We start from the raw sequence: 23,034 nt of genomic DNA on the forward strand, positions 1-23,034 counted from the left end.
AACGTTCGTTATGTAAGTGAAAGGTGGGGTTACATGTCACTTCGATTTGTGATTGGTAGAGCTGGAAGTGGAAAAAGTACACTTTGTTTACACGAAGTGCAAGAAGAGTTAAAGCAGCGCCCAAGAGGGAAAACAATATTATATCTTGTGCCAGAACAGATGACATTCCAAACGCAGCAGGCGTTAATTGGGAGCGAAGATGTAAGAGGTTCTATTCGGGCACAAGTTTTTAGTTTTTCGCGATTAGCGTGGAAGGTGCTGCAAGAAGTTGGCGGAGCGAGTCGTCTTCATATTGATGAAGCTGGTGTACATATGTTGCTTCGTAAAATTGTAGAATCTCGTAAAGATGGACTATCTGTGTTTCAAAAAGCAGCGGAGCAAAATGGCTTCTTTGAACATCTTGGTAGTATGATTGCGGAGTTTAAACGTTACAATGTGACGCCGTCTAACGTATATGAAATGTGGCAACAATTAGATACGCATAGCAGTAGTGCAGAACAAAAGCTACTAGCGAATAAAGTGTATGATTTACAGTTACTATATGATGATTTTGAACGTGCTTTAATCGGAAAATATTTAGATTCAGAAGACTACTTACAATTATTAATTGAGAAGCTTTCAGACTCTGAGTATGTAAAAGGCGCGGAAATTTATATAGATGGATTCCATTCATTTTCTCCTCAAGAGCTAGAAATCGTTAGAGGGCTAATGAGATTAGGAACTAGAGTAACAATAACATTAACGATAGATGAAAAAACGTTAGCGCAGCCAGTGAATGAACTGGATTTATTTTATGAAACGACGTTAACGTATGAAAGAATAAAACAAGTAGCGCGTGAAGAGAAAATAGAGGTTGAAAAAACAATTCCACTTATGAAACAGCCGCGTTTTCATTCGCAAGCATTAGCACATTTAGAAATGCATTACGAAGCGCGTCCAAATGAAAAGTTTCACGGTGAAGCGAGTGTGACAATTAGTACAGCAGCTAATTTACGAGCTGAAGTAGAAGGTGTTGCTCGTGAAATTCGAAGACTTGTGGCGACTGAAGACTATCGTTACCGAGATATCGCAGTCCTTCTTCGTAACGGAGAAAGTTATTACGATGTAATGCGAACGTTATTTACGGATTATAATATCCCGCATTTCATCGATGAAAAACGCCCGATGTCACATCATCCGCTAGTAGAATGTATTCGTTCGGCTTTAGAGATTATTAGCGGGAATTGGCGTTATGATGCAGTGTTCCGCTGTGTGAAAACAGAACTTTTATATCCACTAGACGTAAGAAAAGAAGCGATGCGCGAAGAGATGGATGAGTTCGAAAACTACTGTTTAGCGTACGGTGTACAAGGGAAGAGATGGACTTCTGAAGATCCGTGGATGTATCGTCGTTATCGTTCTCTTGATGATGCGAGCGAAATGATAACAGACAGTGAGCGTGAAATGGAAGAGAAAATAAATCGACTTCGCGACGTTGTAAGAACGCCAGTTATTCGTATGCAGAAAAGACTGAAGCGTGCTGGAACAGTTATGCAAATGTGCGAAGCGGTATATTTATTTTTAGAGGAGCTTGACGTTCCAAAAAAACTAGAGGCATTACGTATTCGTGCAGAAGAAAGCGGAGATTTCTTATTTGCGACAGACCATGAGCAAGTATGGGAAGAAGTGATGAGCCTTCTTGATACGTTCGTTGAGATGCTTGGCGAAGAGAAGATGTCCCTGTCTATGTTTACTGATGTAATGACGACAGGTCTTGAGGCGCTTCAATTTGCGAACATTCCGCCGTCACTAGATCAAGTGTTAGTTGCTAATATTGATCATTCTAGATTATCAGATGTTAAAGCGACGTTCATTATTGGCGTAAATGAAGGAGTGATTCCAGCAGCGCCTATGGATGAAGGTATGCTTTCTGATGAGGAAAGAAATGTTCTCACCGCTGCAGGTATCGAATTAGCACCAACGACGAGACAAACTTTATTAGAAGAACAGTTCGTTATGTATCAAATGGTGACGAGAGCATCTGAGAAGTTATACATTTCCTGTCCGCTTGCGGATGAAGAAGGAAAGACGTTACTGGCTTCTAGTTTTATTAAGAAAATAAAAAGAATGTTCCCTGATGTGAAAGAATCGTTTATTACGAATGATGTAAATGACTTATCGCGTTCGGAACAAATCTCATATGTAGCAACGCCAGAAGTAACGTTGTCTTATGTCATGCAGCAACTGCAAACGTGGAAGCGTTACGGATTTGAAGGCAATTTAGACTTTTGGTGGGACGTATATAACTTCTACGTTACTTCAGATGAATGGAAGCAAAAAAGTAGCCGCGTGTTATCGAGTTTATTCTACCGAAATCGTGCACAGAAACTAAGCACAGATGTAAGTAGGGATTTATATGGAGATACAATTAAGGGAAGCGTTTCTCGTATGGAACTATTTAATCGCTGTGCGTACGCTCATTTTGCTCAGCACGGTTTATCGCTAAGAGAGCGTGATATTTTCAAACTTGATGCGCCAGATATCGGTGAACTATTCCATGCAGCGCTGAAGAGAATTGCAGACAAGCTATTACGTGAAAATCGTACTTGGGCAGATTTATCAATAAAAGAGTGTGAGCACCTTTCTGCTTTAGTAATAGAAGAAATTGCACCATTATTACAAAGACAAATTTTATTAAGTTCAAACCGTCATTTCTATTTAAAACAAAAACTACAACAAATCATTTTCCGTACATCACTTATTCTTCGTGAACATGCGAAGTCGAGTGGCTTTGTACCAGTTGATTTAGAAGTACCGTTCGGTATGGGTGGTACTGGATCGCTTCCGCCAATGGAATTTGCGTTGCCAAATGGCGTGAAGATGGAAGTAGTTGGCCGTATTGACCGTGTTGATAAGGCGGAAGATGAGAGTGGTACGTTCCTTCGTATTATTGATTATAAATCGAGTTCGAAAGCGTTAGATTTAACAGAAGTGTATTACGGACTCGCACTTCAAATGTTAACGTATTTAGATGTTGTTACTTCAAATGCACATACGTGGATGAAAAAGGGCAGTACTGCATCACCGGCGGGTGTATTGTATTTCCATATTCATAACCCGATTGTTGAGATGAAAGGCGATGCATCTGAAGAAGAAATTGAGAAAGAAATTTTAAAGAAATTTAAAATGAAAGGGCTCGTACTAGGAGATGCTGATGTTGTTCGTTTAATGGATAATAAACTTTCAACAGGAAGCTCTGATATTATTTCTGCTGGTTTGAAAAAAGATGGTAGTTTTAGTGCGCGTTCTAGCATTGCAAGTGAACAAGAGTTTAACGTACTTCAAAAATATGTACACCACTCGTTTGAAAATATCGGAAAAGACATTACAGAAGGTGTTATCGATATTGCTCCTTACAAAAAGGGGAATAAAGCGGCATGTACGTTCTGTAACTTCAAATCTGTTTGTCAATTTGATGAATCACTTGAAGATAATCAATTCCGTACGTTAAAAGATATGAAAGATAGCGAAGCGATGGAGAAAATTAGAGAGGAGGTTGGCGGAGAATGATAGAAATTTGGCCTCAGAAACCAGAAGGTAGTCAATGGACAGATGACCAGTGGAAAGCGGTTGTAGCGAACGGACGTGATATTTTAGTCGCAGCGGCAGCTGGGTCAGGGAAAACAGCGGTATTAGTTGAACGTATTATTAAAAAGATTATAAGTGAGGAAAATCCAGTCGATGTCGACCGCCTGCTCGTTGTAACATTTACGAATGCAGCGGCGCAAGAAATGAAAAATCGAATTGGGGAAGCGTTAGAAAAAGTATTAATTGATGGGCCAGGTTCACAGCATATAAGAAAGCAGCTTAGCTTATTAAATAAAGCTTCCATTTCTACCATTCATTCATTTTGTTTACAAGTTATTAGAGGATATTATTACATGCTTGATGTCGATCCTCGTTTTCGTATTGGGAACCAAACAGAAAATGAGTTATTAAAAGAAGAAGTGCTAGATGACATATTAGAAGAAGAATATGGAATCGAAGATAATAGTATTTTCTTTGAATTAGTTGATCGTTATACGAGTGACCGTAGTGACGATGACTTACAACGAATGATTTTAGCGCTTCATACAGAATCAAGAGCGCATCCAAATCCGGAGAAGTGGCTTGATAAATTAGTAGAAGCATACGACGTTGAAGGAAAGACGATTGAAGATTTAGTGTACGCTTCTTACTTATTAGAAGATGTGAAGTTTCAGCTTGAAACAGCGGAAGAGCATATTCGTAAAGCGACTGAACTCGCAATGCTTCCTGATGGTCCAGCGCCTCGCGTTGAAACGTTACAAGCGGATGTAGCTTTACTTGGAATGTTATCCTCAGCAGCTCGCGGGTCGTGGACAAGCGTTTATGAAGCGATGCAAAATGTATCGTGGCAAACATTAAAGCGTATTAAGAAAAGTGATTACAACGAAGATGTTGTAAAACAAGTAGATTCTCTTCGTAATAAAGCGAAAGATGAAGTAAAGAAATTACAAGAAGAGCTATTTAGCCGCAGACCTGAAAGTTTCTTACGAGATTTTCAAGATATGCACCCTGTATTAGAAAAACTCGTGAAGCTTGTAAAAGTATTTACAGAGCGTTTCCAAGCGATTAAGCGAGATAAAGGAATGGTCGATTTCACAGATTTAGAGCATTTCTGTTTGCAAATTTTAAGTGAGCAAAGTGAAGATGGTGAAATGAAGCCGTCAGCAGTAGCACTTCAATATCGTAATAAATTTGCTGAAGTACTAGTCGATGAATATCAAGATACGAATTTCGTACAGGAATCAATTATTAAATTTGTAACGAAAGATTCCGAGAGTGAAGGAAACTTGTTCATGGTTGGTGACGTAAAACAGTCAATCTATCGTTTCCGACTAGCAGAGCCTGGTTTATTCTTAGGAAAATATAAACGTTTCACACAAGAAGGATTAGACGGCGGAATGAAGATTGACTTAGCGAAAAACTTCCGTAGCCGTCATGAAGTGCTAGCAGGTACGAACTTTATCTTCAAACAAATTATGGGCGAAGAAGTCGGAGAAATCGATTATGATGCTGACGCTGAATTAAAGCTAGGTGCTAGCTATCCAGAAGGTGAAGATGTAGCGGCAGAACTACTATGCATTCAGCAAACGGAAGAAGAAGTAATAGATGGTGAAGAAGGTGCAGAAGTAGAAAAAGCGCAGCTTGAAGCTCGTCTTATGGCGCAGCGTATTAAAGCGATGGTTGATTCAGATTATGAAGTGTATGATCGTAAAACTGATAGTATGCGCCCTGTACAATACCGTGATTTCGTTATTTTACTTCGCTCCATGCCATGGGCGCCGCAAATTATGGAAGAGTTAAAATTACAAGGAATTCCGGTATATGCTGACCTTGCGACTGGTTACTTTGAAGCGACAGAAGTAAATATTATGATGAACGTATTCCGCGTTATTGATAATCCGATGCAAGATATTCCGCTTGCAGCTGTACTTCGTTCACCGATCGTTGGACTAAATGACGAAGAACTTGCGACGCTTCGTGCTCATGGAAAGAAAGGCTCGTTTTATGAAGTAATGAGTTCATTCTTAAAGGGAGCGCCGCTTGAAGAAGAACAAGAACTGCATGATAAATTAGAGTGGTTTTATAAATTACTGCAAGGATGGCGTGAATTTGCGCGTCAACAATCACTTTCCGATTTAATTTGGAAAGTGTACGGTGAGACAGGCTATTACGACTTTGTCGGCGGTTTACCAGCCGGAAAGCAAAGACAGGCAAACTTACGCGTATTATATGACCGCGCAAGACAATATGAAGCAACATCGTTTAGAGGATTATTCCGATTCTTACGCTTTATTGAGCGTATTTTAGAACGCGGTGATGACATGGGAACGGCGAGAGCTCTTGGTGAACAAGAAGACGTTGTTCGCATTATGACGATTCATAAAAGTAAAGGGCTAGAGTTCCCAGTCGTATTTGTAGCTGGACTTGGTCGCCGTTTTAATACACAAGATTTAATGAAGCGTTTCTTACTTCATAAAGATTTCGGTTTCGGTTCACAATTTATCGATCCTCGTAAACGAATTAAATATACGACATTATCGCAACTAGCGATTAAGCGTAAAATGAAGATGGAATTAATTGCGGAAGAAATGCGCGTATTATACGTAGCGTTAACGCGTGCAAAAGAGAAGTTAATTTTAATTGGAACAGTTAAGGATGCCAATAAAGAAATGGAAAAATGGCTCGATGCAAGAGAGCATAGTGAATGGTTATTACCAGATCATATACGTGCCGGAGCGTCATGTTATTTAGATTGGATTGCACCTTCCTTATATAGACACCGTGATAGTGAAATGCTTCTTGAATTAGGACAAGGGAATATTCCAGGCGAAATTTATGAATATAGTGCTAGCTGGAAAGTAGAAGTTGTTGAAGGAAAAGATCTACTTGCACCAGAACCAGTTCAAGAAGAGAAACAAGAGTTATTAGAAGCGCTTCGCGATAAAAAAGCTGTTCCGTTAGAAAGTGAACGGAAAGAAGAAGTGTACGACAGATTAATGTGGAAATACGGGTATGAGGACGCAACATCTCACCGTGCGAAACAGTCTGTTACAGAAATAAAGAGAAATTATCAATCTGAAGAAGGTAGCGATAACGCCTTTATTAAGAAACTCCGTGCACCAATTAAAACACGTCCGCGCTTTATGGAGAAAAAAGGGCTAACATACGCAGAGCGAGGGACAGCAGTCCATGCCGTTATGCAGCATGTAGATTTGAAGAAACCAATTACGATTGAAGTTCTTCAAGAGCAAATTGCAAGAATGGTAAATAAAGAACTATTAACATTTGAACAAGCTGAAGAAATAGCGATTGAAAAAGTAATTTCATTCTTTGACAGTGACTTAGGTAAAAGGGTATTAGCAGCAAAAAGTGTTGAACGTGAAGTACCATTTACGATGATGCTTTCAGCAGAAGAAGCATATCAAGATTGGCAAGGGAAGAAAGGCGAATCGATACTTGTCCAAGGGGTTATCGACTGCATGATCGAAGAGGGAGATGGAATTACTTTAATCGACTTTAAAACAGATACGATTGAAGGAAAGTTCCCAGGCGGATTTGATCAAGCGAAACCAACTTTAGAAGACCGATACAAAGTGCAGCTTTCACTATATGCAAAAGCACTCGAGAAAAGCTTAAAACATCCTGTGAAAGAGAAATGTTTATACTTCTTTGATGGGAATCATGTTGTAAATATTGAGGAATAGAGCTTAGAGAGGGGTTATGGAGTATGGCGGCGTTAAGAACTTGTGATCAAGGACACGAGTACTACAAAAGTAGCGATTGTCCAACTTGCCCAACCTGTGAGAAAGAGAGAAAGCCAAAAGAAGGCTTTCTTTCTCTTCTTTCAGCACCAGCAAGACGAGCGTTAGAGCACCATGGAATTCATACTTTAGAAGAACTTTCAAAGTATAGTGAAAAGGAAATTTTGAAACTGCACGGTATAGGGCCAGCATCTTTACCTAAATTGAGAATGGCTTTAGCAGATAAGGGATTATCATTTAAATAAAAAAACTAATCATTAGTGGGGAGTAGCATCTTCACTAATGATTAGTTTATATAATCGGTATTAATTAGCTGGATAAACGCGTATAACGAAATCTCATTTTGAAAGTCGTAAATCGATGGACAAAACGCTTTACAAGATGAATTTATGAAGTGTAGAGAACTTGATAAAGAAGATAAGTGAATTGATTATAATATTAAGGAAGGAAGTGCAACACGATGGATTTTGAAACAGTAATGCAAGAGCTTGAAACTCTCGGTAAGGAACGAACTAAAAAAATATACATATCTAATGGTGCAAAGGATCCACTTTTTGGCGTAGCTACAGGTGCTATGAAACCAATCGCAAAGAAAATAAAGATAAATCAAAGTTTAGCTGAAGAGCTGTATGCCACAGGTAACTACGATGCAATGTACTTTGCAGGCATTATTGCAGACCCAAAAGCTATGAATGAATCGGATTTTGATCGTTGGATGGATGGGGCGTACTTTTATATGCTGTCCGATTATGTGGTGGCAGTAACTTTATCAGAATCAGATTTTGCCCAAGACGTGGCTGATAAATGGATTGCAAGTGGTGACGAACTAAGAATGTCAGCGGGCTGGAGTTGCTACTGCTGGCTTTTAGGGAATCGAAAAGACAATGAATTTTCCGAAGGTAAGATTGCCAATATGCTAGAAGTTGTGAAAAATACAATTCACGATGCGCCAGAACGAACGAAATCCGCTATGAATAACTTTCTAAACACTGTGGGGATTTCATATGTGCCGCTACATGAAAAGGCAGTTGAAACCGCAAAGGAAGTAGGCATAGTAGAACTAAAACGGGACAACAAGAAAAGCAGTTTTCTAAATGCTTACGAAAGTATTCATAAAGAACTTGATAGAGGAAGACTGGGATTCAAACGTAAATATGTAAGATGTTAAAAAACAGAAGGAAAAGCATTAGCTCTATACAAGAAGAGCTAATGCTTTTTTTACGCTGTTCCAATCTGATCTTGGTCTGCAACATCCGAATCGAATGTATTTGTTGCACTAACGCCGCTAAAAGTGTTAACGACAAATCCGACATTGGAAGCCCCAGACCCGTTATAAGCTTTCGTATTTTCTTTCGGAGACACGTTATAAAAATCTCCTAAGTTGAAAGAGCCGTTACTGTTTTGAACGACGAGATTTCCTACAACCGAAGGCATACCATCCACCTACTTTGCTAAGCTTTTTAATTACTATATGAATTATTTAGAGGAAGGTTCATCAGTAATAAATTGGCGGATTTGTAGCGTACGAGAATTATTAAAAACATAGTCAACATTGCCGATTTGGAAGCACGCGGAATTTAAAATTGTTCGCAAGTGAACATCATTTACTTCAATAAAAGGGCACTCATTTACAATATTCATTTTTACATCTGTTGTTCGCTTTGGAATTGTAATGTATTCATCTGTAAAGATTTCAAACGCATCAAAACGACCTTCACCTTTTATATAACAAGGGATTTCTCGGTGAACGATAAGCGCTCTATTTTTTAATTCTATTTGATTAGCATCCCCGACCTGGAAGACGGCTGCAACCCCCATAGAAACGATAGAAACATTTTGTACAATTGAAGTATGACGGAGCATAATTTTTCCTCTCCTCAACCTGGAGTCGGAGGGACATCTGTTACTAATGGTACAAATGGCCCCTCTGTAACGGATTCGAATGGCGTATCAAGAATAGAAGAAAGGATGAGAAGGTTAGCATCTCCAATTAAAAATAATGCGGAAGAAGAAACCCCGTTCATTTTAATCTGTCCTACTTTTAACTCACGGTTCACAACATTTAAATTCATACATACTTACTCCTTTCGGAAATTGCCCGGTATGTGTTGAATAAAGGAAAGGAAGGCTTTGTCAATATCTTGTTTCATCGCTTGAATAATGACGTCTCGTAAATAATCGGGATCTGTGGAAATACCCTCATACGATTGAACTTGTGACAAATAATACGGAAGTCTATGTTCCATCTGTTTTTTTATGTCATCCACCATCATTTGTCGATACATCTCATCAAGCGGCGTTCTCTCTTCTTGTTCAAAATGGAGAATTCGACTATATGCTTCTTCATCTAAATAGCGATGCATTTCTTGAAGGATACCTTGATAAAAGTCTGGATTTATTTCTGTTTCAGGATTTACTTTTAGTGTTTCTGTATCTACTTGAAAATCTTCAATTTGTTGCTCTTTTGTTGAAAATGGATTCAAGCCAATATTTAAAGTGCCGTTTAAATTCTCTACTTTTAATTGATCAAATTTATATTCCACTTTTCCTATAGAAGAGGAGGGACGACTTTTTAACTCATTAAGCTCTTCTTGTAGTAGGCGAACTTGCTCTTCAAGATTTAGAATAGTTTGCTGCTGTATTTGGAGAGCTTGCTGAAGTTGGTGTAGGTAAGTGTATATATCTTGATTCATTTTGTGAAACCTCCTTTTCAATAGGGAGGGTATATTAATGCTATATATTTATGATAAGGATGGTCTAAGAAGAACTAGTTGAAGGTTTAATAGAAATAATTTGTCCTTTCGCATGTAAAGGGCGAAGAGGTTCTGTAAATCCGCCAGAATTTGAGAATTTAGAAAGAGCCTTAATACTACCTGCAGTTCCAATTTGAAAAACGGAAGAGGTCGTAATGCTATCGATTCTAATGCTGTTAATGATGATACTTTGGTTCACATAAAAATTCAATGCAATCGCCTCCTTTAGCTCGAACCGATTATTGCTTGATCAATTACATCTGAATCATTGACAGTCGTTGAGCTTTGATAATTGTAGACAGAGACGTTATCCCCAACGTTAAATGAACCGGCTCCGGCAAAAGCGCGTGAATAACTAATAGGCCTAATCGCAAATACATCTCCAATATGAAAAATACCACTTGATCCAATATTAACGATACGAATATGTCCGACCATAGCTGGCATACAAAACACCTTTCATTTTTAAAATTTTCTTTTCTACTATTGTATGGGCGTTTTCAATAAAATGTGTCCTTTTTTGAAATAAAAGAAACACATACGTTATTGCGTATGTGTTTCGAACATTTGAGTGTGTGTGCAATCTGTATGTATAGGCCAAACAACATTTAAGAGCCTGTCCAGTTCTTGGCTACAATCTACTGTTTTTTGAGAAGTCATTCCGTAGCGTTCAGCAAAATAGATCATTTTTTCGCGTTTTTTTTCGATAGCTTGCTCAAACATTGAAATCGGCTCCATCTCTCAATAAATTTTATGTATATATGTAGTACATATTATACAAAAATTCCATAAAAAAGAAACACCTTCGCCAAAAAAAGTATAATTTCTACATTTTATGTCAAATGAAGGGTGAGGAACGAATGTAAGAAGGGAGGAATATTGTAAAAATTAGCGTGCGTGAGAAGGTTTTTTTCTTAAGGATGCGAATACAATTAAAGGGTATGAGTTTTAGGATGGAGAGTGGGAATGTTGCGTTTTGTAACGGCGAAGAAAGAAGAAAAGGTATTTGTAGGTATTGTGGATGAAGAGGAAGAAAAGGTATTACATTTAAGAGAAGCGCAAAGACAAAAAGGGGAAAAGGTTACTATCCCAATTACCATGTTAGAGTGTATTGAAAGAGGAAGCGAATGTCTTGAGAAAGTGTGCGACATTGTAAATTGGGCGAAGGAAAATGCGGGATCGGCGTATTATCCGTTAGCAGAGGTGAAAATATTAGCACCGATTCCAAGGCCGAGAAAAAATATTCTTTGTGTTGGAAAGAACTATCGTGAGCATGCGGTAGAAATGGGCGGAGTAGAGTCTATCCCTGAAAATATAATGATTTTTACAAAGGCGCCAACAACAGTTATCGGAATTGATGAGCAAATTAATGGTCACCCTCACGCAACGAATGAACTTGATTACGAAGGTGAACTAGCAATCGTTATCGGTAAGCGAGGGAAACAAATAAAAATAGAAAAAGCTCTTGACCATGTTTTTGGATATACAGTTATAAATGATGTAACTGCTCGGGATATTCAAAGAAAACATAAACAATTTTTCCTAGGGAAAAGTTTCGATACATTTTGTCCAATGGGACCGTATTTAATTCATAAATCGATGGTTAGAACGCCGAATGCATTACACATTGAAACAGTGGTAAATGGAGAAGTAAGGCAAACTTCAAATACGAGAGAAATGATTTTTTCAGTAGAAGAAATTATTTCAACTATAAGTAAAGGTATGACATTAGAACCAGGAGATATCATTGCAACAGGGACACCAGCTGGTGTTGGTAAAGGTTTTACACCACCGAAGTTTTTGCATGCTGGTGATGAAGTTGTTGTTACAGTAGAGGGAATTGGTACGCTAAGAAATATAGTGAAATGAGAAAAAGAGCTATCTTGTGAAAAGATAGCTCTTTTCTATGGGCGTGGATTAACGGAGTAATCTATAATGGCGAAAATATACAATCCGATTAATGCTAAAGTGCAAATTCCAATTAGCATAACTGCAAGTGCGCTTCTTTCGCGGCCAAAACCGATAATTGTAAGGAAAACAGCAGCCCAAAATGATGTTTTAAGTAGTGTGAATGTATTAGGAGTTGAATAGTGATTGAGTAACGTTGTAGATAATATGAAGCCGATGAATGTCATAGAAATAAAAATTGTAGCTAAATAGTTAATGTGTTTACCGTATTTCAAAAGCATACAGTGCCCCCCTTTTTAACAAAAACAGAATATTCAATTTTATTTTACGGTAAATTACTAAAAAAGGAAAGAGGTTGTCCTATATTTAGGACAACCTCACTATGATTAAGATAGTACAGCTTTAATTTTTTGGAATGCCCACTCTAAATCTTCTTCAGAGATTACTAGAGGTGGTGCAATACGAATTACGTTTTCGTGTGTTTCTTTACATAATAGCCCAGCTGCTTTTAGTTGTTCACAGTAAGGACGAGCTGCCTCGTTTAATTCGATACCGATGAATAAACCTTTACCGCGAATGTCAGTAATCATTGGGTTATCAATTTCTTTTAATTGCCCAACTAGTTTTTCTCCTAATTGAAGAGAACGCTCTGTTAATTTTTCTTCTTCTAATACTTCAAGAGCTGCGATAGAAACAGCACATGCAAGTGGGTTACCACCGAATGTAGAACCGTGAGAACCTGGCTCGAATACGCCTAAAATGTCGCTGTTTGCTGCAACACAAGAGATTGGGAATACGCCGCCGCCAAGTGCTTTACCAAGTATGTACATGTCAGGAGTTACATTGTCCCAGTCGCAAGCAAATACTTTACCAGTACGGCCTAAGCCTGTTTGGATTTCATCTGCTACGAATAAAACGTTTTCTTTTTTACATACTTCAAAAGCTTCTTGTAAGAAACCAGCTGGTGGAATGTTAATTCCTGCTTCACCTTGGATTGGCTCTAAAATGAATGCAGCTGTATTTGGTGTAATCGCAGCTTTTAACGCTTCTAAATCACCGTAAGGAATTACAATAATGCCAGGAAGCATTGGACCGAAGCCGCGCTTGTACTCTTCGTTTGATGACATAGAAACAGCACCCATTGTACGTCCGTGGAAGTTATCTTCACAAACGATGATTTCTGCACGGTTTGCCTCTACCTTTTTCACATCGTAAGCCCAGCGACGAGCTGTTTTAATTGCAGTTTCAACAGCCTCTGCGCCTGTATTCATAGGAAGTACCATATTTTTATTTGTTAGTTTCGCAACTTTTTCGTACCAAGGACCTAATTGATCGCTATGGAAAGCACGAGAAGTTAACGTAACTCGATTAGCTTGGTCAATTAAAGCGTTAATGATTTTTGGATGACGATGACCTTGGTTTACTGCAGAATATGCACTTAGTAAGTCCATATAGCGGTTTCCTTCAGGATCTTCTACCCAAACGCCTTCTGCTTTAGAAATAACGATTGGAAGTGGATGGTAGTTATTTGCCCCGTATGTGTCTGTAAGTTCGATAATATCTTTAGTTTGAATCATGATTGTTCCCCCTTTTGTTATTACAAGAAGTTTGTAAATACTCTAAATATTATATCATTTAAATATAAAAAAGCGAAACATTTCCTGAAAATAAATGAACATGTTATCATATAGAGTGAAAAAGTGTGAAAAGAGGAGGCAGGGATACGATGGTACATATGCATATTACAGCATGGGCGTTAGGATTAATTTTATTCTTCGTTGCGTATTCACTTTATTCAGCAGGAAGAAAAGGTAAAGGTGTACATATGGGGCTTCGCCTTATGTATATCATCATTATTGTGACAGGTTTCATGTTGTACATGAGTATTGTGAAGACGGCAACAGGTAGCATGCACATGTGGTACGGCATGAAAATGTTAGCTGGTATTTTAGTTATCGGTGGTATGGAAATGGTTCTTGTAAAAATGAGCAAGAACAAGGCAACAGGGGCAGTTTGGGGATTATTTATTGTCGCGCTAGTAGCGGTATTTTATCTTGGATTGAAATTACCAATTGGCTGGAAAGTATTTTAATTAAAAATAAAACCACCTTATGATCTCAAGTGTTTGGGAGATAAGGTGTTTTTTTTATTTTATGTCGCTATTTGCCGGGCAGTAAAACCTCCACCTCAAAATTCGGCTGGAGCAAAGAAGTTAGGTGGGAGATCAACTGCCCGTAAACGCCCGATTGGTGAAGGCTAATAATCAGTGGGGATGAACAAAACCCCCACTGATTAAAGTTTCACTTTATGTTGCATCGAGATGCAACTCTTCTCCGTTTACTTTCGTAAATCGTAAAATATTTTTATTAGAGGAAGAGTGGCGTACGAAATGATGCTGCAATGTACAAATCATTTCGTCGTTATCGAACAAAAGAATATTTACTCCTTCGCATGCTTCATCTTTCGGTAAGAATGATAAATAATTATGACAATACATGCAATCATATAAAGAGTAATTAAGCGATTGCAATGATTCGGTTAATAATGTAAAGACAGAGTCAGGTAACTCTTCAAGCCATTCATGATAGCTAAGAAGTAATTTTTTTCGAATTCGTATCATTTCCCCGTTTTGGAGAGAATGTTGTTCATTTGCAATTTGTAATATGTCTTGTTCATAAAAACGAGCTGGTAGCCAATTGTTGTTATATAAAATTTCAAAACCATCTTCGGCAATATCTTCTAATAGAAAAGCCTCATCATTTTCATCATCAAAGAATACCCATTCATTGTTTATATATTCGACATTACCGACTGTATGAGCGCGCGGTTGGTTATACAAAATATGTTTGCGTTGTACCATAGTTCATTTCTCCTTTTATAGAAATAGTTATTCTTGTTATGGACAGTTCGTACGTTCTTTATAACTAGACACACCTAAAGAGAGATGGGCATACAATAAAACACGCTTTACACTGTGAAACTGCTATTCCATATATGGATAGTTAGTTATCGTCAAGTTTGTTGTTTTTATGTATCCGCACTCATAGGGTGGGGATTACTGCATGTTCAGAAACAGATATTAGATTAGGAAGGATGATTTTATGTGCGGGATTACAGGATGGGTGGATTATAAACGCTCATTAGAAGGGGAAAGGGACATCGTGACGAAGATGGCGGAAACGCTAGCGAAACGCGGTCCAGATGATAATAAAGTTTGGATTAAAGGGAACGTCGCATTTGGGCATAAACGGTTAATCGTTGTAGATCCTGAAGGTGGTAAACAACCCATGACTTGTTTGAAAGATGAAACTAGTTATGCGATTTGCTATAACGGAGAGCTCTACAATACAGAAGATATTCGCAAAGAGTTATTAAGAAGAGGTTATACATTTAAAGGGCATTCCGATACAGAAGTACTATTGGCCTCTTATATTGAATGGAAAGAAGAATGTGTTGATCATTTAAACGGCATATATGCGTTTGCAGTATGGGATGAGAAAAATGAACGAGTCTTTATTGCGAGAGATAGATTAGGTGTAAAACCGCTTTTTTATAAATATGATAGCGGACGATTATTATTTGGTTCAGAATTAAAAGCGATACTAGCGCATCCAGATGTGAAGGCGGAAGTAACGTTAGAAGGATTATCGGAAATATTCGGCCTTGGCCCATCTAGAACACCTGGTCACGGTATATATGCTGGTATTCAAGAACTGCGCCCGGGTCATGCAATGACGTTCTCAAAAGACGGTTTATGTATATGGAGATATTGGAATGTGGAAAGTAAAAAACATGAAGATTCATTTGAAGAAACAGTAGAGAAAACTCGTTTTTTATTACAAGATGCGATTACGAGACAATTAGTTTCTGACGTACCACTATGCACTTTTTTATCAGGCGGTGTAGATTCAAGTGCTATAACAGCAATAGCTGCAAAAGAGTATGAAAGATCAGGAAAAGGGCAATTACACACGTATTCTGTTGACTATGAAGATAACGAAAAATACTTTAAAGCGAATGCGTTTCAGCCGAATTCAGATGCTCCATTTATTAATTTAATGACAGAGACATTTCAAACAATCCACCATCGCTGCGTCATTTCTAATGAACAACTAGCACAGTATTTAACAGAAGCAGTACTCGTTCGTGATTTGCCTGGTATGGCAGATATTGATTCGTCATTATTATGGTTTTGCCGTGAAATAAAACAAGATTTTGTCGTCGGATTATCTGGAGAATGTGCAGATGAAATATTCGGTGGTTATCCGTGGTTTTATAGAGAAGATGATTTACAGTCAAGTGCATTTCCGTGGATGCGTTCTACAGAAGCGCGTGAACAACTTCTAAAGAAAGAATGGAGAAATAAATTAAATTTACAACAATATGTGCAACAACGCTATGAAGAATCCATTCAAGAAGTTCCTATTTTAGAGGGAGAAAGCCCATTAGAAGCGAAGAGACGACAATTATTTTATTTAAACATGGTATGGTTTATGACAACATTATTAGACAGAAAAGACCGTATGAGTATGGGGGCAAGCTTAGAAGTACGCGTTCCATTTGCGGACCACCGACTTGTCGAATATGCGTGGAATATTCCTTGGGAAATGAAAATGTATAAAAACCGCGAAAAAGGTCTATTGCGTAAGGCGTTAGAAGGATTACTTCCAAATGATATATTGTATCGAAAGAAAAGCCCGTATCCGAAAACACATAATCCGTACTATACGAAAGCAGTCACAGTATGGCTCCAAGATTTATTAACTGATAAAGGCTCAATTTTGCATGAATTGTTCGATAAGGAGCAATTGAGCGGGTTGATTGAGTCGGGCGGAAGTGCATTCCGAACGCCATGGTTTGGTCAATTAATGACAGGGCCGCAACTTTTAGCTCATTTAGCACAAATTCATGTTTGGTTTAAAGAGTATGGGGTAAATATTAAAGAATAGGGGAAAGGGCGGCTTACAACATATATGTAAGTCGCTTTTTTATTAAATAAATTGTCACATAAAATTAAAAATCATATTAGAAATAATACTTATTTAGAATTATTATTTTGACGTATTTATTATTACTTGTTATACTTGGAAACAAATGTTCTTGAAAAAGATTCTCATTTCCAAAATTGAGGTGTTATATAGAGGGCGAAGAAGAAAATAGGTTTGCTTGTGATGGCGTATGGAACGCCAGAGTCATTAGATGATGTAGAGGCCGATTATACTCACATTCGTCACGGGCGTAAATCATCTGAAGAAGCGCTCAAAATGTATAAAGCAATTGGAGGAATTTCACCGCTTGCGAAAATAACGAAAGAGCAGGCGCATAAATTAACAGATTCAATGAATAAAATGTTTATAGAGTATGAATTTTTTTGTTACTTAGGTTTAAAACACATTGCTCGATTTAGAAGTTTTATATGACACCGATTATGAATGTAAAGTTGTAACTGATGAATTAAATATGGCATATTTCAGACCAAATATGCCGCATGCACAATCTGTATTTATCGATTGTTTAACTGGAATTGTTTCCAAAAAAATGAAGGAAATAGTTGACAAGGATTTAGTTTTGAATAATAATTAGTTTATAATAATTTTAAATAAATAATAATTACTGTTAAAGAAAGAGGAGGATCCCCCTAGATGAATCCAAATAATCGCTTAACAACAAACCAAGGTGCTCCAGTTGGAGACAACCAAAATTCTCGTACAGCTGGTCGCCGTGGACCGGTATTGTTAGAAGACTATCATTTAGTAGAAAAACTTGCTCACTTTGATCGTGAACGTATTCCAGAGCGTGTTGTGCATGCGCGTGGTGCAGGTGCTCACGGTGTATTCGTAACGAAAAACAGCATGAAACAATATACGAAAGCAGCGTTTTTACAAAATGAAGGAACTGAAACGCCTGTATTTGTTCGTTTTTCAACGGTTATTCATGGCCAAGGTTCTCCGGAAACAGCTCGTGATCCGCGCGGGTTCGCTGTTAAATTTTATACAGAAGAAGGAAACTACGATATCGTAGGTAACCATTTACCAGTTTTCTTCATTCGTGACGCAATTAAATTCCCTGACATGGTGCATTCTTTAAAGCCAGCACCTGATACAAATGTTCAAACACCAGATCGTTACTGGGATTTCATGACGTTAACACCAGAATCTACACATATGATGACATGGGTATTTTCTGATTATGGTACACCGGCAAACTACCGTGAAATGGAAGGTTTCGGCGTACATTCATTTAAATGGATTAATGCAGAAGGTAAAATCGTTTACATTAAATACCACTGGAAACCACAGCAAGGCGTACGTAATTTAAGTGCAAAAGAAGTGGAGCAAGTACAAGGAAAAGACTTCAACCATGCAACTCGTGACTTATTTGATGCAATCGAAAAAGGAAACTATCCGAAATGGGATTTACACGTACAAGTAATGCAACTAGATGAAACGGACTCTTTAGACTTCGATCCATTAGATCCAACGAAAGTATGGCCAGAAGATCGCTTCCCGTTAATTGAAGTAGGGACAATGACGTTAAATCGTAACCCGAAGAATTTCTTTGCGGAAGTAGAACAAGCGGCGTTTACTCCAAGTGCAACTGTAAATGGTATTGAACCATCTGAAGATAAATTATTACAAGGTCGTTTATTCTCTTACCCAGATACGCAGCGTTATCGCCTTGGTGCAAATTATTTGCAAATTCCTGTAAACTGCCCGTACGCAGCTGTTCGTAACCAACAACGTGATGGTGCGATGCAAGTGGATCAAAACCCATCTACAATAAACTATGAACCGAGTCGCCATACTGAAAATCCGGTTGAAGATCCAGCTTACCGCGATTCAACTATGAAAGTAGAAGGCTACGTATCTCGTGAAAAAATTGAGAAACCAAATGACTTCAAACAAGCGGGTGAGCGTTACCGTTCATTCTCTAAAGAAGAGCAAGATAACTTAATTGCAAACTTAACAAATGATCTAAAAGACGTAAATGAACGTACGAAATTATTAGCTGTTTGTAACTTCTTCCGTGCAGATCAAGAGTACGGCATGCGTTTAGCGCAGGCATTAAATGTTGATATTACGCAATATGTAGGAAATACTCCGAAATAAATAGGAAAAGACGACTAGAAGAATTTTCGGTCGTCTTTTTATTTTACTTGTAGCGTTAGGGGGTATTCTTCGCTTCTGCCATGTCGGAATTTGTTGGTAAATCGATATGTTGTGTCGAAACGTCGATATATTGAAAGAATCGCTGATATATTTAAAAAATCGTCGATATATCCGAAGAATCGCTGATATATTTATATTGATACAGGTCGGGGTATACAGCCAACAAGTACGATAAAAAGAGATGCAATCTATCAGTAGTAGATTGCATCTCTTTTTTAGTTCACTCGCTCAGTATAATCGTAAGCTTTCTCACCGTGCATCGAAATATCAAGCCCCATTTGTTCTTCATGCTCATCGACGCGAACAGGGAGGAAAAAGTTAATGGTTTTAATAATGGCGTACGTCATTATGATCGTGAATGCATATGTTGCGCCGATTGCTACAAGTTGTTTGAAAAGAAGTGCAGCATTCCCGTAAAATAATCCGTTAGCGCCATCACCGTTTACAGTAGTAGTTGCAAATAGTCCAGTTGCAATACCGCCCCAAGTTCCGCCGATGCCGTGGCATCCAAAGGCATCGAGTGTATCATCGTATCCGAATTTGTTTTTTAAGAAGAAGACAGCACCGAAACATAATATACCACCAATTGCTCCGATAAGAAGAGCGGAGAAAGGTGTAACGAATCCGCAAGCTGGCGTAATTGCGACTAAACCAGAAACAACTCCGCAAGCAGCACCCATCGCAGTCGGCTTCGATTGGAAGAACCATTCAGAAAGCATCCAAGTTAGAGCTGAGGCAGCCGCGGCTATATTTGTATTAATAAATGCAGTTAAAGCTACGTCATTTAAAGATAATGCACTACCGACGTTAAAACCGAACCAGCCGAACCAGAGTAAGCCTGCGCCTAACATTGTAAATGGTAAATGATGAGGAGAGGTACCGCTTATGTTTTTTCGTTTTCCTAGGAAGATAGCTAATACGAGACCGGCAACGCCAGATGTGATATGAACGACATTACCGCCAGCGAAGTCTAATGCGCCGAGTTCTCTCAGCCATCCGCCAACGCCCCATACCCAATGAGCGACAGGATTGTAAACGATTGTTGTCCAAAGAAGGATAAAAATAAGAAAGGCAGAAAATCGCATTCTTTCAGCGAATGCACCTGAAATTAAAGCGGGAGTTAAAATAGCGAACATGAGTTGGAACATCATAAATAAATTGTGAGGAATAGTAGATGAGTAGTCTGGGTTTGGTGCGTAGGTAACGCCGTTTAAACCGAACCAATCGAGATTGCCGATAAGTCCGTGCCAATCTGGTCCGAATGATAAAGAATAACCGATAACAATCCATTGAATCGAAACGATAGCCATTGCGCTATAACTGTGCATGGTCGTGCTGAGTACGTTTTTACTGCGAACCATACCTCCATAAAAAAGTGCCAATCCTGGTGTCATCAACATAACCATTACTGTCGTTACAAAAATAAAAACTGTATCTCCCGTATTCATTCTCTCTCCTCCTATGATGTTAGAAAATATAACATCTATTCGTTATGTTTCATATCATATTCGAAATAAAAAGAAAAATCAACTAAAAATTCAGAAAACTTTTTAAGTCATGTTAGAAAACCTAACATTAGGTATTTTGGAGGAATAAAATCAACGTATGCGATTTGTTCTGAAAATTGGTATAATATTCTTACAATTGGAAGTTTGGGGGATGCGTGTGAAAAAAATATGGACTAAGGAACTATTCATTTGTTTTTGTTTAGCTGTTATTTTGTTTGTACCAGTACATACTTTTGCGGAAGAAAAAAGGGAATGGCGAGATGAAGTTATATATTCCATTATGATTGATCGCTTCAATAACGGAGAACCGAAAAATGACAAACAGTTAGACGTTGGTAATTTAGAAGGGTATCAGGGCGGAGATATAAGAGGGATTATAAAAAGATTGGACTACATAAAAAAAATGGGATTTACTACTATTATGCTTTCTCCGCTTTTTGAAAGTGAAAAGTATGATGGATTAGGCGTTCGAAACTTTCAAAAAGTAAATGAACATTTCGGAACAGAAAATGATGTGAAAGAACTTGTAAATGAGGCTCACAAAAAAGGAATAAAAGTTGTCTTTCAATTTCCGTATGAAGAAAATGAACAACAATTAATAGACTCGATGAAATGGTGGATAAAAGAAGTCGATTTAGACGGAAGTTATGTGATACATAGTGAAAAAAAGCCACGTGCTTTTTGGGATGAAGTGCAAAAGGATTTGCAGAAGGTAAAGAAAGATTTTCACATTATGACAAAGGAAGATAATGATTACTATAAAAAAATAGTAGAGTCATTTTCAAAAGCAGATATGTCTGTGAAACCGTTATATGATGTGAGCGGAAAAGAAGAGGAATTCGCTACGTTTTTAGATAATCAAGAAACAAAGCGATTTGCGCGTATTGCAAAAGAAAACATGTATTACCCGCCGTCTCGTTTAAAACTAGCGATCACTTACTTATTAACATCCCCGGGGATACCGAATTTTTATTACGGAACTGAAATCGCATTAGATGGGGGGGATGCTCCAGATAATAGACGATTAATGGATTTTAAATCGGATGAAAAGTTTATGCAGCATATAACGAAGCTAGGTGAACTTAGACAAGCGAGACCATCTTTACGACGCGGTACGTTTGAACTTCTATATGATAAAGATGGAATGAGTATACTAAAAAGAAAGTATAAAGACGAAGTAACATTAGTAGCGATTAATAATACGAAAGAAACGCAAAAGGTTTCCTTACCTGTAAGTACAATTGGTGATAAACAAGAGTTAAGAGGATTGTTAGAAGACGAAATTATAAGAGAAGAAAACGGAAAATTTCACCTTATTTTAAAGCGCGAAGAATCGAATGTGTATAAAGTTAGCGAAGAAACTGGTGTGAATTGGTTATTTATCTCCTTAATAGTTGGTGTGAACGTATTATTTATTACTTTTTTAATTACGGTTAAAAAGAAACGGAAATGAGTAACTCTTCTTTTGGGTAGTCTGTTTACAGTTCAAGATGAGGTGAGATATTTGAGGAGAAAGAAGTTGTTCGCTCTATGTTTTTGTCTTCTTATCGTATTCGTAAGTTTGTATTTTTGGGCCAACGGTGACGATGGGGAATTTGTTCAGTGGGGCGATAGTGTTCATTCTGTCGATACAGCGGTTCTTAAGAGAAATAATATTAAATACAAAATTGAAAATGATAAAGTGTATATTCCAGAAAAATCATTTGATAAAGCAATATATTGTTGCTCGTAATAAGTATAAAACCTCCTCTGAATAGAGGAGGTTTCTTTTTAGCGGTAGTTAATGAACTGTACGTCGATTGGCAAGTCAACGCTGCGAACGGCTGCGATTACTGCTTGTAAGTCATCACGGCTTTTTGCTGTTACGCGTACTTGGTCATCTTGAACTTGTGTTTTCACTTTTAATTTCATTTCTTTAATGATGTTGTTGATTTTTTTCGCGTTATCTTTATCGATACCTTGTTGCAGAGTTGCACGTTGGCGAACAGTGTTACCAGATGCAGTTTCAACTTTTCCGTAGTCCAAGTTTTTAATTGGAACGTTACGTTTTACAAGTTTAGAAATTAGAACATCTTTTACTTGGTCTAATTTGAACTCGTCATCAGAAGTTAAAACAAGTACTTCTTTTTCTAATTTAATATCACTTTTACTACCTTTAAAGTCATATCGGTTTTGGATTTCCTTTAATGCGATGTTAATTGCGTTTGTTACTTCAGGTAATTCTACTTTCGAAACGATGTCAAAAGAACTCTCTTTTGCCATAGTTAGCACCTCCAAATAAATTTCTATCTTTTAATGCACCTAAATAGGCTATGTAATATACATATTAAAGTATAGCGGAAAATACATCGATTAGATAGAGTGTTGC

Annotated in this window: 22 protein-coding genes and 1 pseudogene; 11 read left to right on the forward strand and 12 right to left on the reverse strand. The window is 37.8% G+C overall.

Annotated features, from left to right (window positions below; genetic code table 11):
* Window positions 1–33: 33 nt before the first annotated feature.
* The 4 genes from addB (at window position 34) to MHB76_RS05755 (ending at window position 8,496) form a co-directional block, all read left to right on the forward strand.
* Complete coding sequence (gene addB / locus MHB76_RS05740) at window positions 34–3,549, forward strand: helicase-exonuclease AddAB subunit AddB (RefSeq protein ID WP_078173331.1); 3,516 nt, start codon at window positions 34–36, stop codon at window positions 3,547–3,549.
* The gene (gene addA, locus MHB76_RS05745) at window positions 3,546–7,271 is read left to right on the forward strand and encodes a helicase-exonuclease AddAB subunit AddA (protein WP_340985950.1); all 3,726 of its coding nucleotides are present in this window, start codon (window positions 3,546–3,548) and stop codon (window positions 7,269–7,271) included. Before addB ends, addA begins: the two co-directional genes overlap by 4 nt.
* Before the next feature lie 23 nt (window positions 7,272–7,294).
* A complete protein-coding gene (locus MHB76_RS05750; RefSeq protein WP_340985951.1) occupies window positions 7,295–7,573 on the forward strand; it encodes an RNA polymerase alpha subunit C-terminal domain-containing protein in 279 nt (92 codons plus the stop codon).
* A 215-nt stretch (window positions 7,574–7,788) separates the two neighbouring features.
* Window positions 7,789–8,496 (forward strand): DNA alkylation repair protein, encoded by a 708-nt coding sequence (locus MHB76_RS05755; protein ID WP_078180001.1) that lies wholly within the window; start codon window positions 7,789–7,791, stop codon window positions 8,494–8,496.
* A 50-nt stretch (window positions 8,497–8,546) separates the two neighbouring features.
* Here the strand turns inward: MHB76_RS05755 and gerPF are convergent, their stop codons facing one another.
* From gerPF to MHB76_RS05790, 7 genes are all read right to left on the reverse strand, one after another.
* On the reverse strand, window positions 8,547–8,762 hold the full coding sequence (gene gerPF, locus MHB76_RS05760; protein ID WP_001141570.1) for a spore germination protein GerPF: 216 nt from the start codon (window positions 8,760–8,762) through the stop codon (window positions 8,547–8,549).
* Window positions 8,763–8,804: 42 nt separating this feature from the next.
* Window positions 8,805–9,191 carry a spore germination protein GerPE gene (locus tag MHB76_RS05765; protein ID WP_002140807.1) on the reverse strand — a complete coding sequence of 129 codons (387 nt, stop codon included), beginning with the start codon at window positions 9,189–9,191 and terminating at the stop codon, window positions 8,805–8,807.
* Window positions 9,192–9,205: 14 nt separating this feature from the next.
* Window positions 9,206–9,400, reverse strand: coding sequence for a spore germination protein GerPD (gene gerPD, locus MHB76_RS05770; protein ID WP_001052805.1), 195 nt, complete (start codon window positions 9,398–9,400; stop codon window positions 9,206–9,208).
* 6 nt (window positions 9,401–9,406) lie between these two features.
* Window positions 9,407–10,021, reverse strand: coding sequence for a spore germination protein GerPC (locus MHB76_RS05775; RefSeq protein WP_002158914.1), 615 nt, complete (start codon window positions 10,019–10,021; stop codon window positions 9,407–9,409).
* Window positions 10,022–10,085: 64 nt separating this feature from the next.
* Window positions 10,086–10,292, reverse strand: a complete 207-nt coding sequence (gerPB, locus tag MHB76_RS05780; protein ID WP_002158913.1) for a spore germination protein GerPB — start codon at window positions 10,290–10,292, stop codon at window positions 10,086–10,088.
* A gap of 14 nt (window positions 10,293–10,306) precedes the next feature.
* The gene (gerPA, locus tag MHB76_RS05785; protein WP_002158912.1) at window positions 10,307–10,528 is read right to left on the reverse strand and encodes a spore germination protein GerPA; all 222 of its coding nucleotides are present in this window, start codon (window positions 10,526–10,528) and stop codon (window positions 10,307–10,309) included.
* A gap of 96 nt (window positions 10,529–10,624) precedes the next feature.
* Entirely contained in the window at window positions 10,625–10,804 is a 180-nt protein-coding gene (locus MHB76_RS05790) for an aspartyl-phosphate phosphatase Spo0E family protein (protein ID WP_002087032.1), read from the reverse strand.
* A gap of 243 nt (window positions 10,805–11,047) precedes the next feature.
* Here MHB76_RS05790 and MHB76_RS05795 point away from each other — a divergent pair, with 243 nt between their 5' ends.
* Window positions 11,048–11,950, forward strand: a complete 903-nt coding sequence (locus tag MHB76_RS05795; RefSeq protein ID WP_002158910.1) for a fumarylacetoacetate hydrolase family protein — start codon at window positions 11,048–11,050, stop codon at window positions 11,948–11,950.
* Between the two features lie 35 nt (window positions 11,951–11,985).
* On the opposite strand, the gene MHB76_RS05800 is transcribed toward MHB76_RS05795, so the two are convergent.
* Window positions 11,986–12,270: a hypothetical protein gene (locus MHB76_RS05800; RefSeq protein ID WP_078173327.1), complete on the reverse strand. Its 285-nt coding sequence runs from the start codon at window positions 12,268–12,270 to the stop codon at window positions 11,986–11,988.
* Between the two features lie 105 nt (window positions 12,271–12,375).
* On the reverse strand, window positions 12,376–13,566 hold the full coding sequence (rocD, locus tag MHB76_RS05805) for an ornithine aminotransferase (RefSeq protein ID WP_002149886.1): 1,191 nt from the start codon (window positions 13,564–13,566) through the stop codon (window positions 12,376–12,378).
* 149 nt (window positions 13,567–13,715) lie between these two features.
* On the opposite strand from rocD, the gene MHB76_RS05810 reads away from it, so the two are divergent.
* A complete protein-coding gene (locus MHB76_RS05810; protein WP_002201404.1) occupies window positions 13,716–14,081 on the forward strand; it encodes a YisL family protein in 366 nt (121 codons plus the stop codon).
* Between the two features lie 213 nt (window positions 14,082–14,294).
* Here the strand turns inward: MHB76_RS05810 and MHB76_RS05815 are convergent, their stop codons facing one another.
* Window positions 14,295–14,849, reverse strand: a complete 555-nt coding sequence (locus MHB76_RS05815; protein WP_002202804.1) for a DUF2777 domain-containing protein — start codon at window positions 14,847–14,849, stop codon at window positions 14,295–14,297.
* Between the two features lie 241 nt (window positions 14,850–15,090).
* Between MHB76_RS05815 and asnB the strand changes: the two genes are divergently transcribed.
* The 3 genes and pseudogenes from asnB (at window position 15,091) to katB (ending at window position 19,098) form a co-directional block, all read left to right on the forward strand.
* On the forward strand, window positions 15,091–16,938 hold the full coding sequence (asnB, locus tag MHB76_RS05820) for an asparagine synthase (glutamine-hydrolyzing) (RefSeq protein WP_340985959.1): 1,848 nt from the start codon (window positions 15,091–15,093) through the stop codon (window positions 16,936–16,938).
* Window positions 16,939–17,160: 222 nt separating this feature from the next.
* A pseudogene (locus tag MHB76_RS05825) lies at window positions 17,161–17,572 on the forward strand (ferrochelatase).
* A 59-nt stretch (window positions 17,573–17,631) separates the two neighbouring features.
* Complete coding sequence (gene katB / locus MHB76_RS05830; protein ID WP_078173326.1) at window positions 17,632–19,098, forward strand: catalase KatB; 1,467 nt, start codon at window positions 17,632–17,634, stop codon at window positions 19,096–19,098.
* 275 nt (window positions 19,099–19,373) lie between these two features.
* Here the strand turns inward: katB and MHB76_RS05835 are convergent, their stop codons facing one another.
* Window positions 19,374–20,606 (reverse strand): ammonium transporter, encoded by a 1,233-nt coding sequence (locus MHB76_RS05835; RefSeq protein ID WP_078173325.1) that lies wholly within the window; start codon window positions 20,604–20,606, stop codon window positions 19,374–19,376.
* A gap of 157 nt (window positions 20,607–20,763) precedes the next feature.
* Here MHB76_RS05835 and MHB76_RS05840 point away from each other — a divergent pair, with 157 nt between their 5' ends.
* Both MHB76_RS05840 and MHB76_RS05845 read left to right on the forward strand, forming a co-directional pair.
* Window positions 20,764–22,119: an alpha-amylase family glycosyl hydrolase gene (locus MHB76_RS05840; protein WP_340985962.1), complete on the forward strand. Its 1,356-nt coding sequence runs from the start codon at window positions 20,764–20,766 to the stop codon at window positions 22,117–22,119.
* A 51-nt stretch (window positions 22,120–22,170) separates the two neighbouring features.
* Window positions 22,171–22,398 (forward strand): hypothetical protein, encoded by a 228-nt coding sequence (locus MHB76_RS05845; protein ID WP_033714674.1) that lies wholly within the window; start codon window positions 22,171–22,173, stop codon window positions 22,396–22,398.
* Window positions 22,399–22,436: 38 nt separating this feature from the next.
* On the opposite strand, the gene MHB76_RS05850 is transcribed toward MHB76_RS05845, so the two are convergent.
* Entirely contained in the window at window positions 22,437–22,928 is a 492-nt protein-coding gene (locus MHB76_RS05850; RefSeq protein WP_002030284.1) for a YajQ family cyclic di-GMP-binding protein, read from the reverse strand.
* Window positions 22,929–23,034: the final 106 nt, after the last annotated feature.

It is taken from the genome of Bacillus sp. FSL M7-1345, assembly GCF_038006985.1.
Classification (GTDB): Bacteria; Bacillota; Bacilli; order Bacillales; family Bacillaceae_G; genus Bacillus_A; species Bacillus_A cereus_U.

Coding starts and splice junctions, on each gene's coding strand:
- MHB76_RS05810 (WP_002201404.1), top strand. CDS start 13,716: ATGGTACATATGCATATTACAGCATGGGCGTTAGGATTAATTTTATTC.
- addB (WP_078173331.1), top strand. CDS start 34: ATGTCACTTCGATTTGTGATTGGTAGAGCTGGAAGTGGAAAAAGTACA.
- MHB76_RS05850 (WP_002030284.1), bottom strand. CDS start 22,928: ATGGCAAAAGAGAGTTCTTTTGACATCGTTTCGAAAGTAGAATTACCT.
- gerPF (WP_001141570.1), bottom strand. CDS start 8,762: ATGCCTTCGGTTGTAGGAAATCTCGTCGTTCAAAACAGTAACGGCTCT.
- MHB76_RS05800 (WP_078173327.1), bottom strand. CDS start 12,270: ATGCTTTTGAAATACGGTAAACACATTAACTATTTAGCTACAATTTTT.
- MHB76_RS05835 (WP_078173325.1), bottom strand. CDS start 20,606: ATGAATACGGGAGATACAGTTTTTATTTTTGTAACGACAGTAATGGTT.
- MHB76_RS05750 (WP_340985951.1), top strand. CDS start 7,295: ATGGCGGCGTTAAGAACTTGTGATCAAGGACACGAGTACTACAAAAGT.
- gerPD (WP_001052805.1), bottom strand. CDS start 9,400: ATGAATTTAAATGTTGTGAACCGTGAGTTAAAAGTAGGACAGATTAAA.
- MHB76_RS05795 (WP_002158910.1), top strand. CDS start 11,048: ATGTTGCGTTTTGTAACGGCGAAGAAAGAAGAAAAGGTATTTGTAGGT.
- MHB76_RS05765 (WP_002140807.1), bottom strand. CDS start 9,191: ATGCTCCGTCATACTTCAATTGTACAAAATGTTTCTATCGTTTCTATG.
- gerPA (WP_002158912.1), bottom strand. CDS start 10,528: ATGCCAGCTATGGTCGGACATATTCGTATCGTTAATATTGGATCAAGT.
- rocD (WP_002149886.1), bottom strand. CDS start 13,566: ATGATTCAAACTAAAGATATTATCGAACTTACAGACACATACGGGGCA.
- asnB (WP_340985959.1), top strand. CDS start 15,091: ATGTGCGGGATTACAGGATGGGTGGATTATAAACGCTCATTAGAAGGG.
- katB (WP_078173326.1), top strand. CDS start 17,632: ATGAATCCAAATAATCGCTTAACAACAAACCAAGGTGCTCCAGTTGGA.
- MHB76_RS05840 (WP_340985962.1), top strand. CDS start 20,764: ATGCGATTTGTTCTGAAAATTGGTATAATATTCTTACAATTGGAAGTT.
- MHB76_RS05755 (WP_078180001.1), top strand. CDS start 7,789: ATGGATTTTGAAACAGTAATGCAAGAGCTTGAAACTCTCGGTAAGGAA.
- MHB76_RS05790 (WP_002087032.1), bottom strand. CDS start 10,804: ATGTTTGAGCAAGCTATCGAAAAAAAACGCGAAAAAATGATCTATTTT.
- addA (WP_340985950.1), top strand. CDS start 3,546: ATGATAGAAATTTGGCCTCAGAAACCAGAAGGTAGTCAATGGACAGAT.
- MHB76_RS05815 (WP_002202804.1), bottom strand. CDS start 14,849: ATGGTACAACGCAAACATATTTTGTATAACCAACCGCGCGCTCATACA.
- MHB76_RS05775 (WP_002158914.1), bottom strand. CDS start 10,021: ATGAATCAAGATATATACACTTACCTACACCAACTTCAGCAAGCTCTC.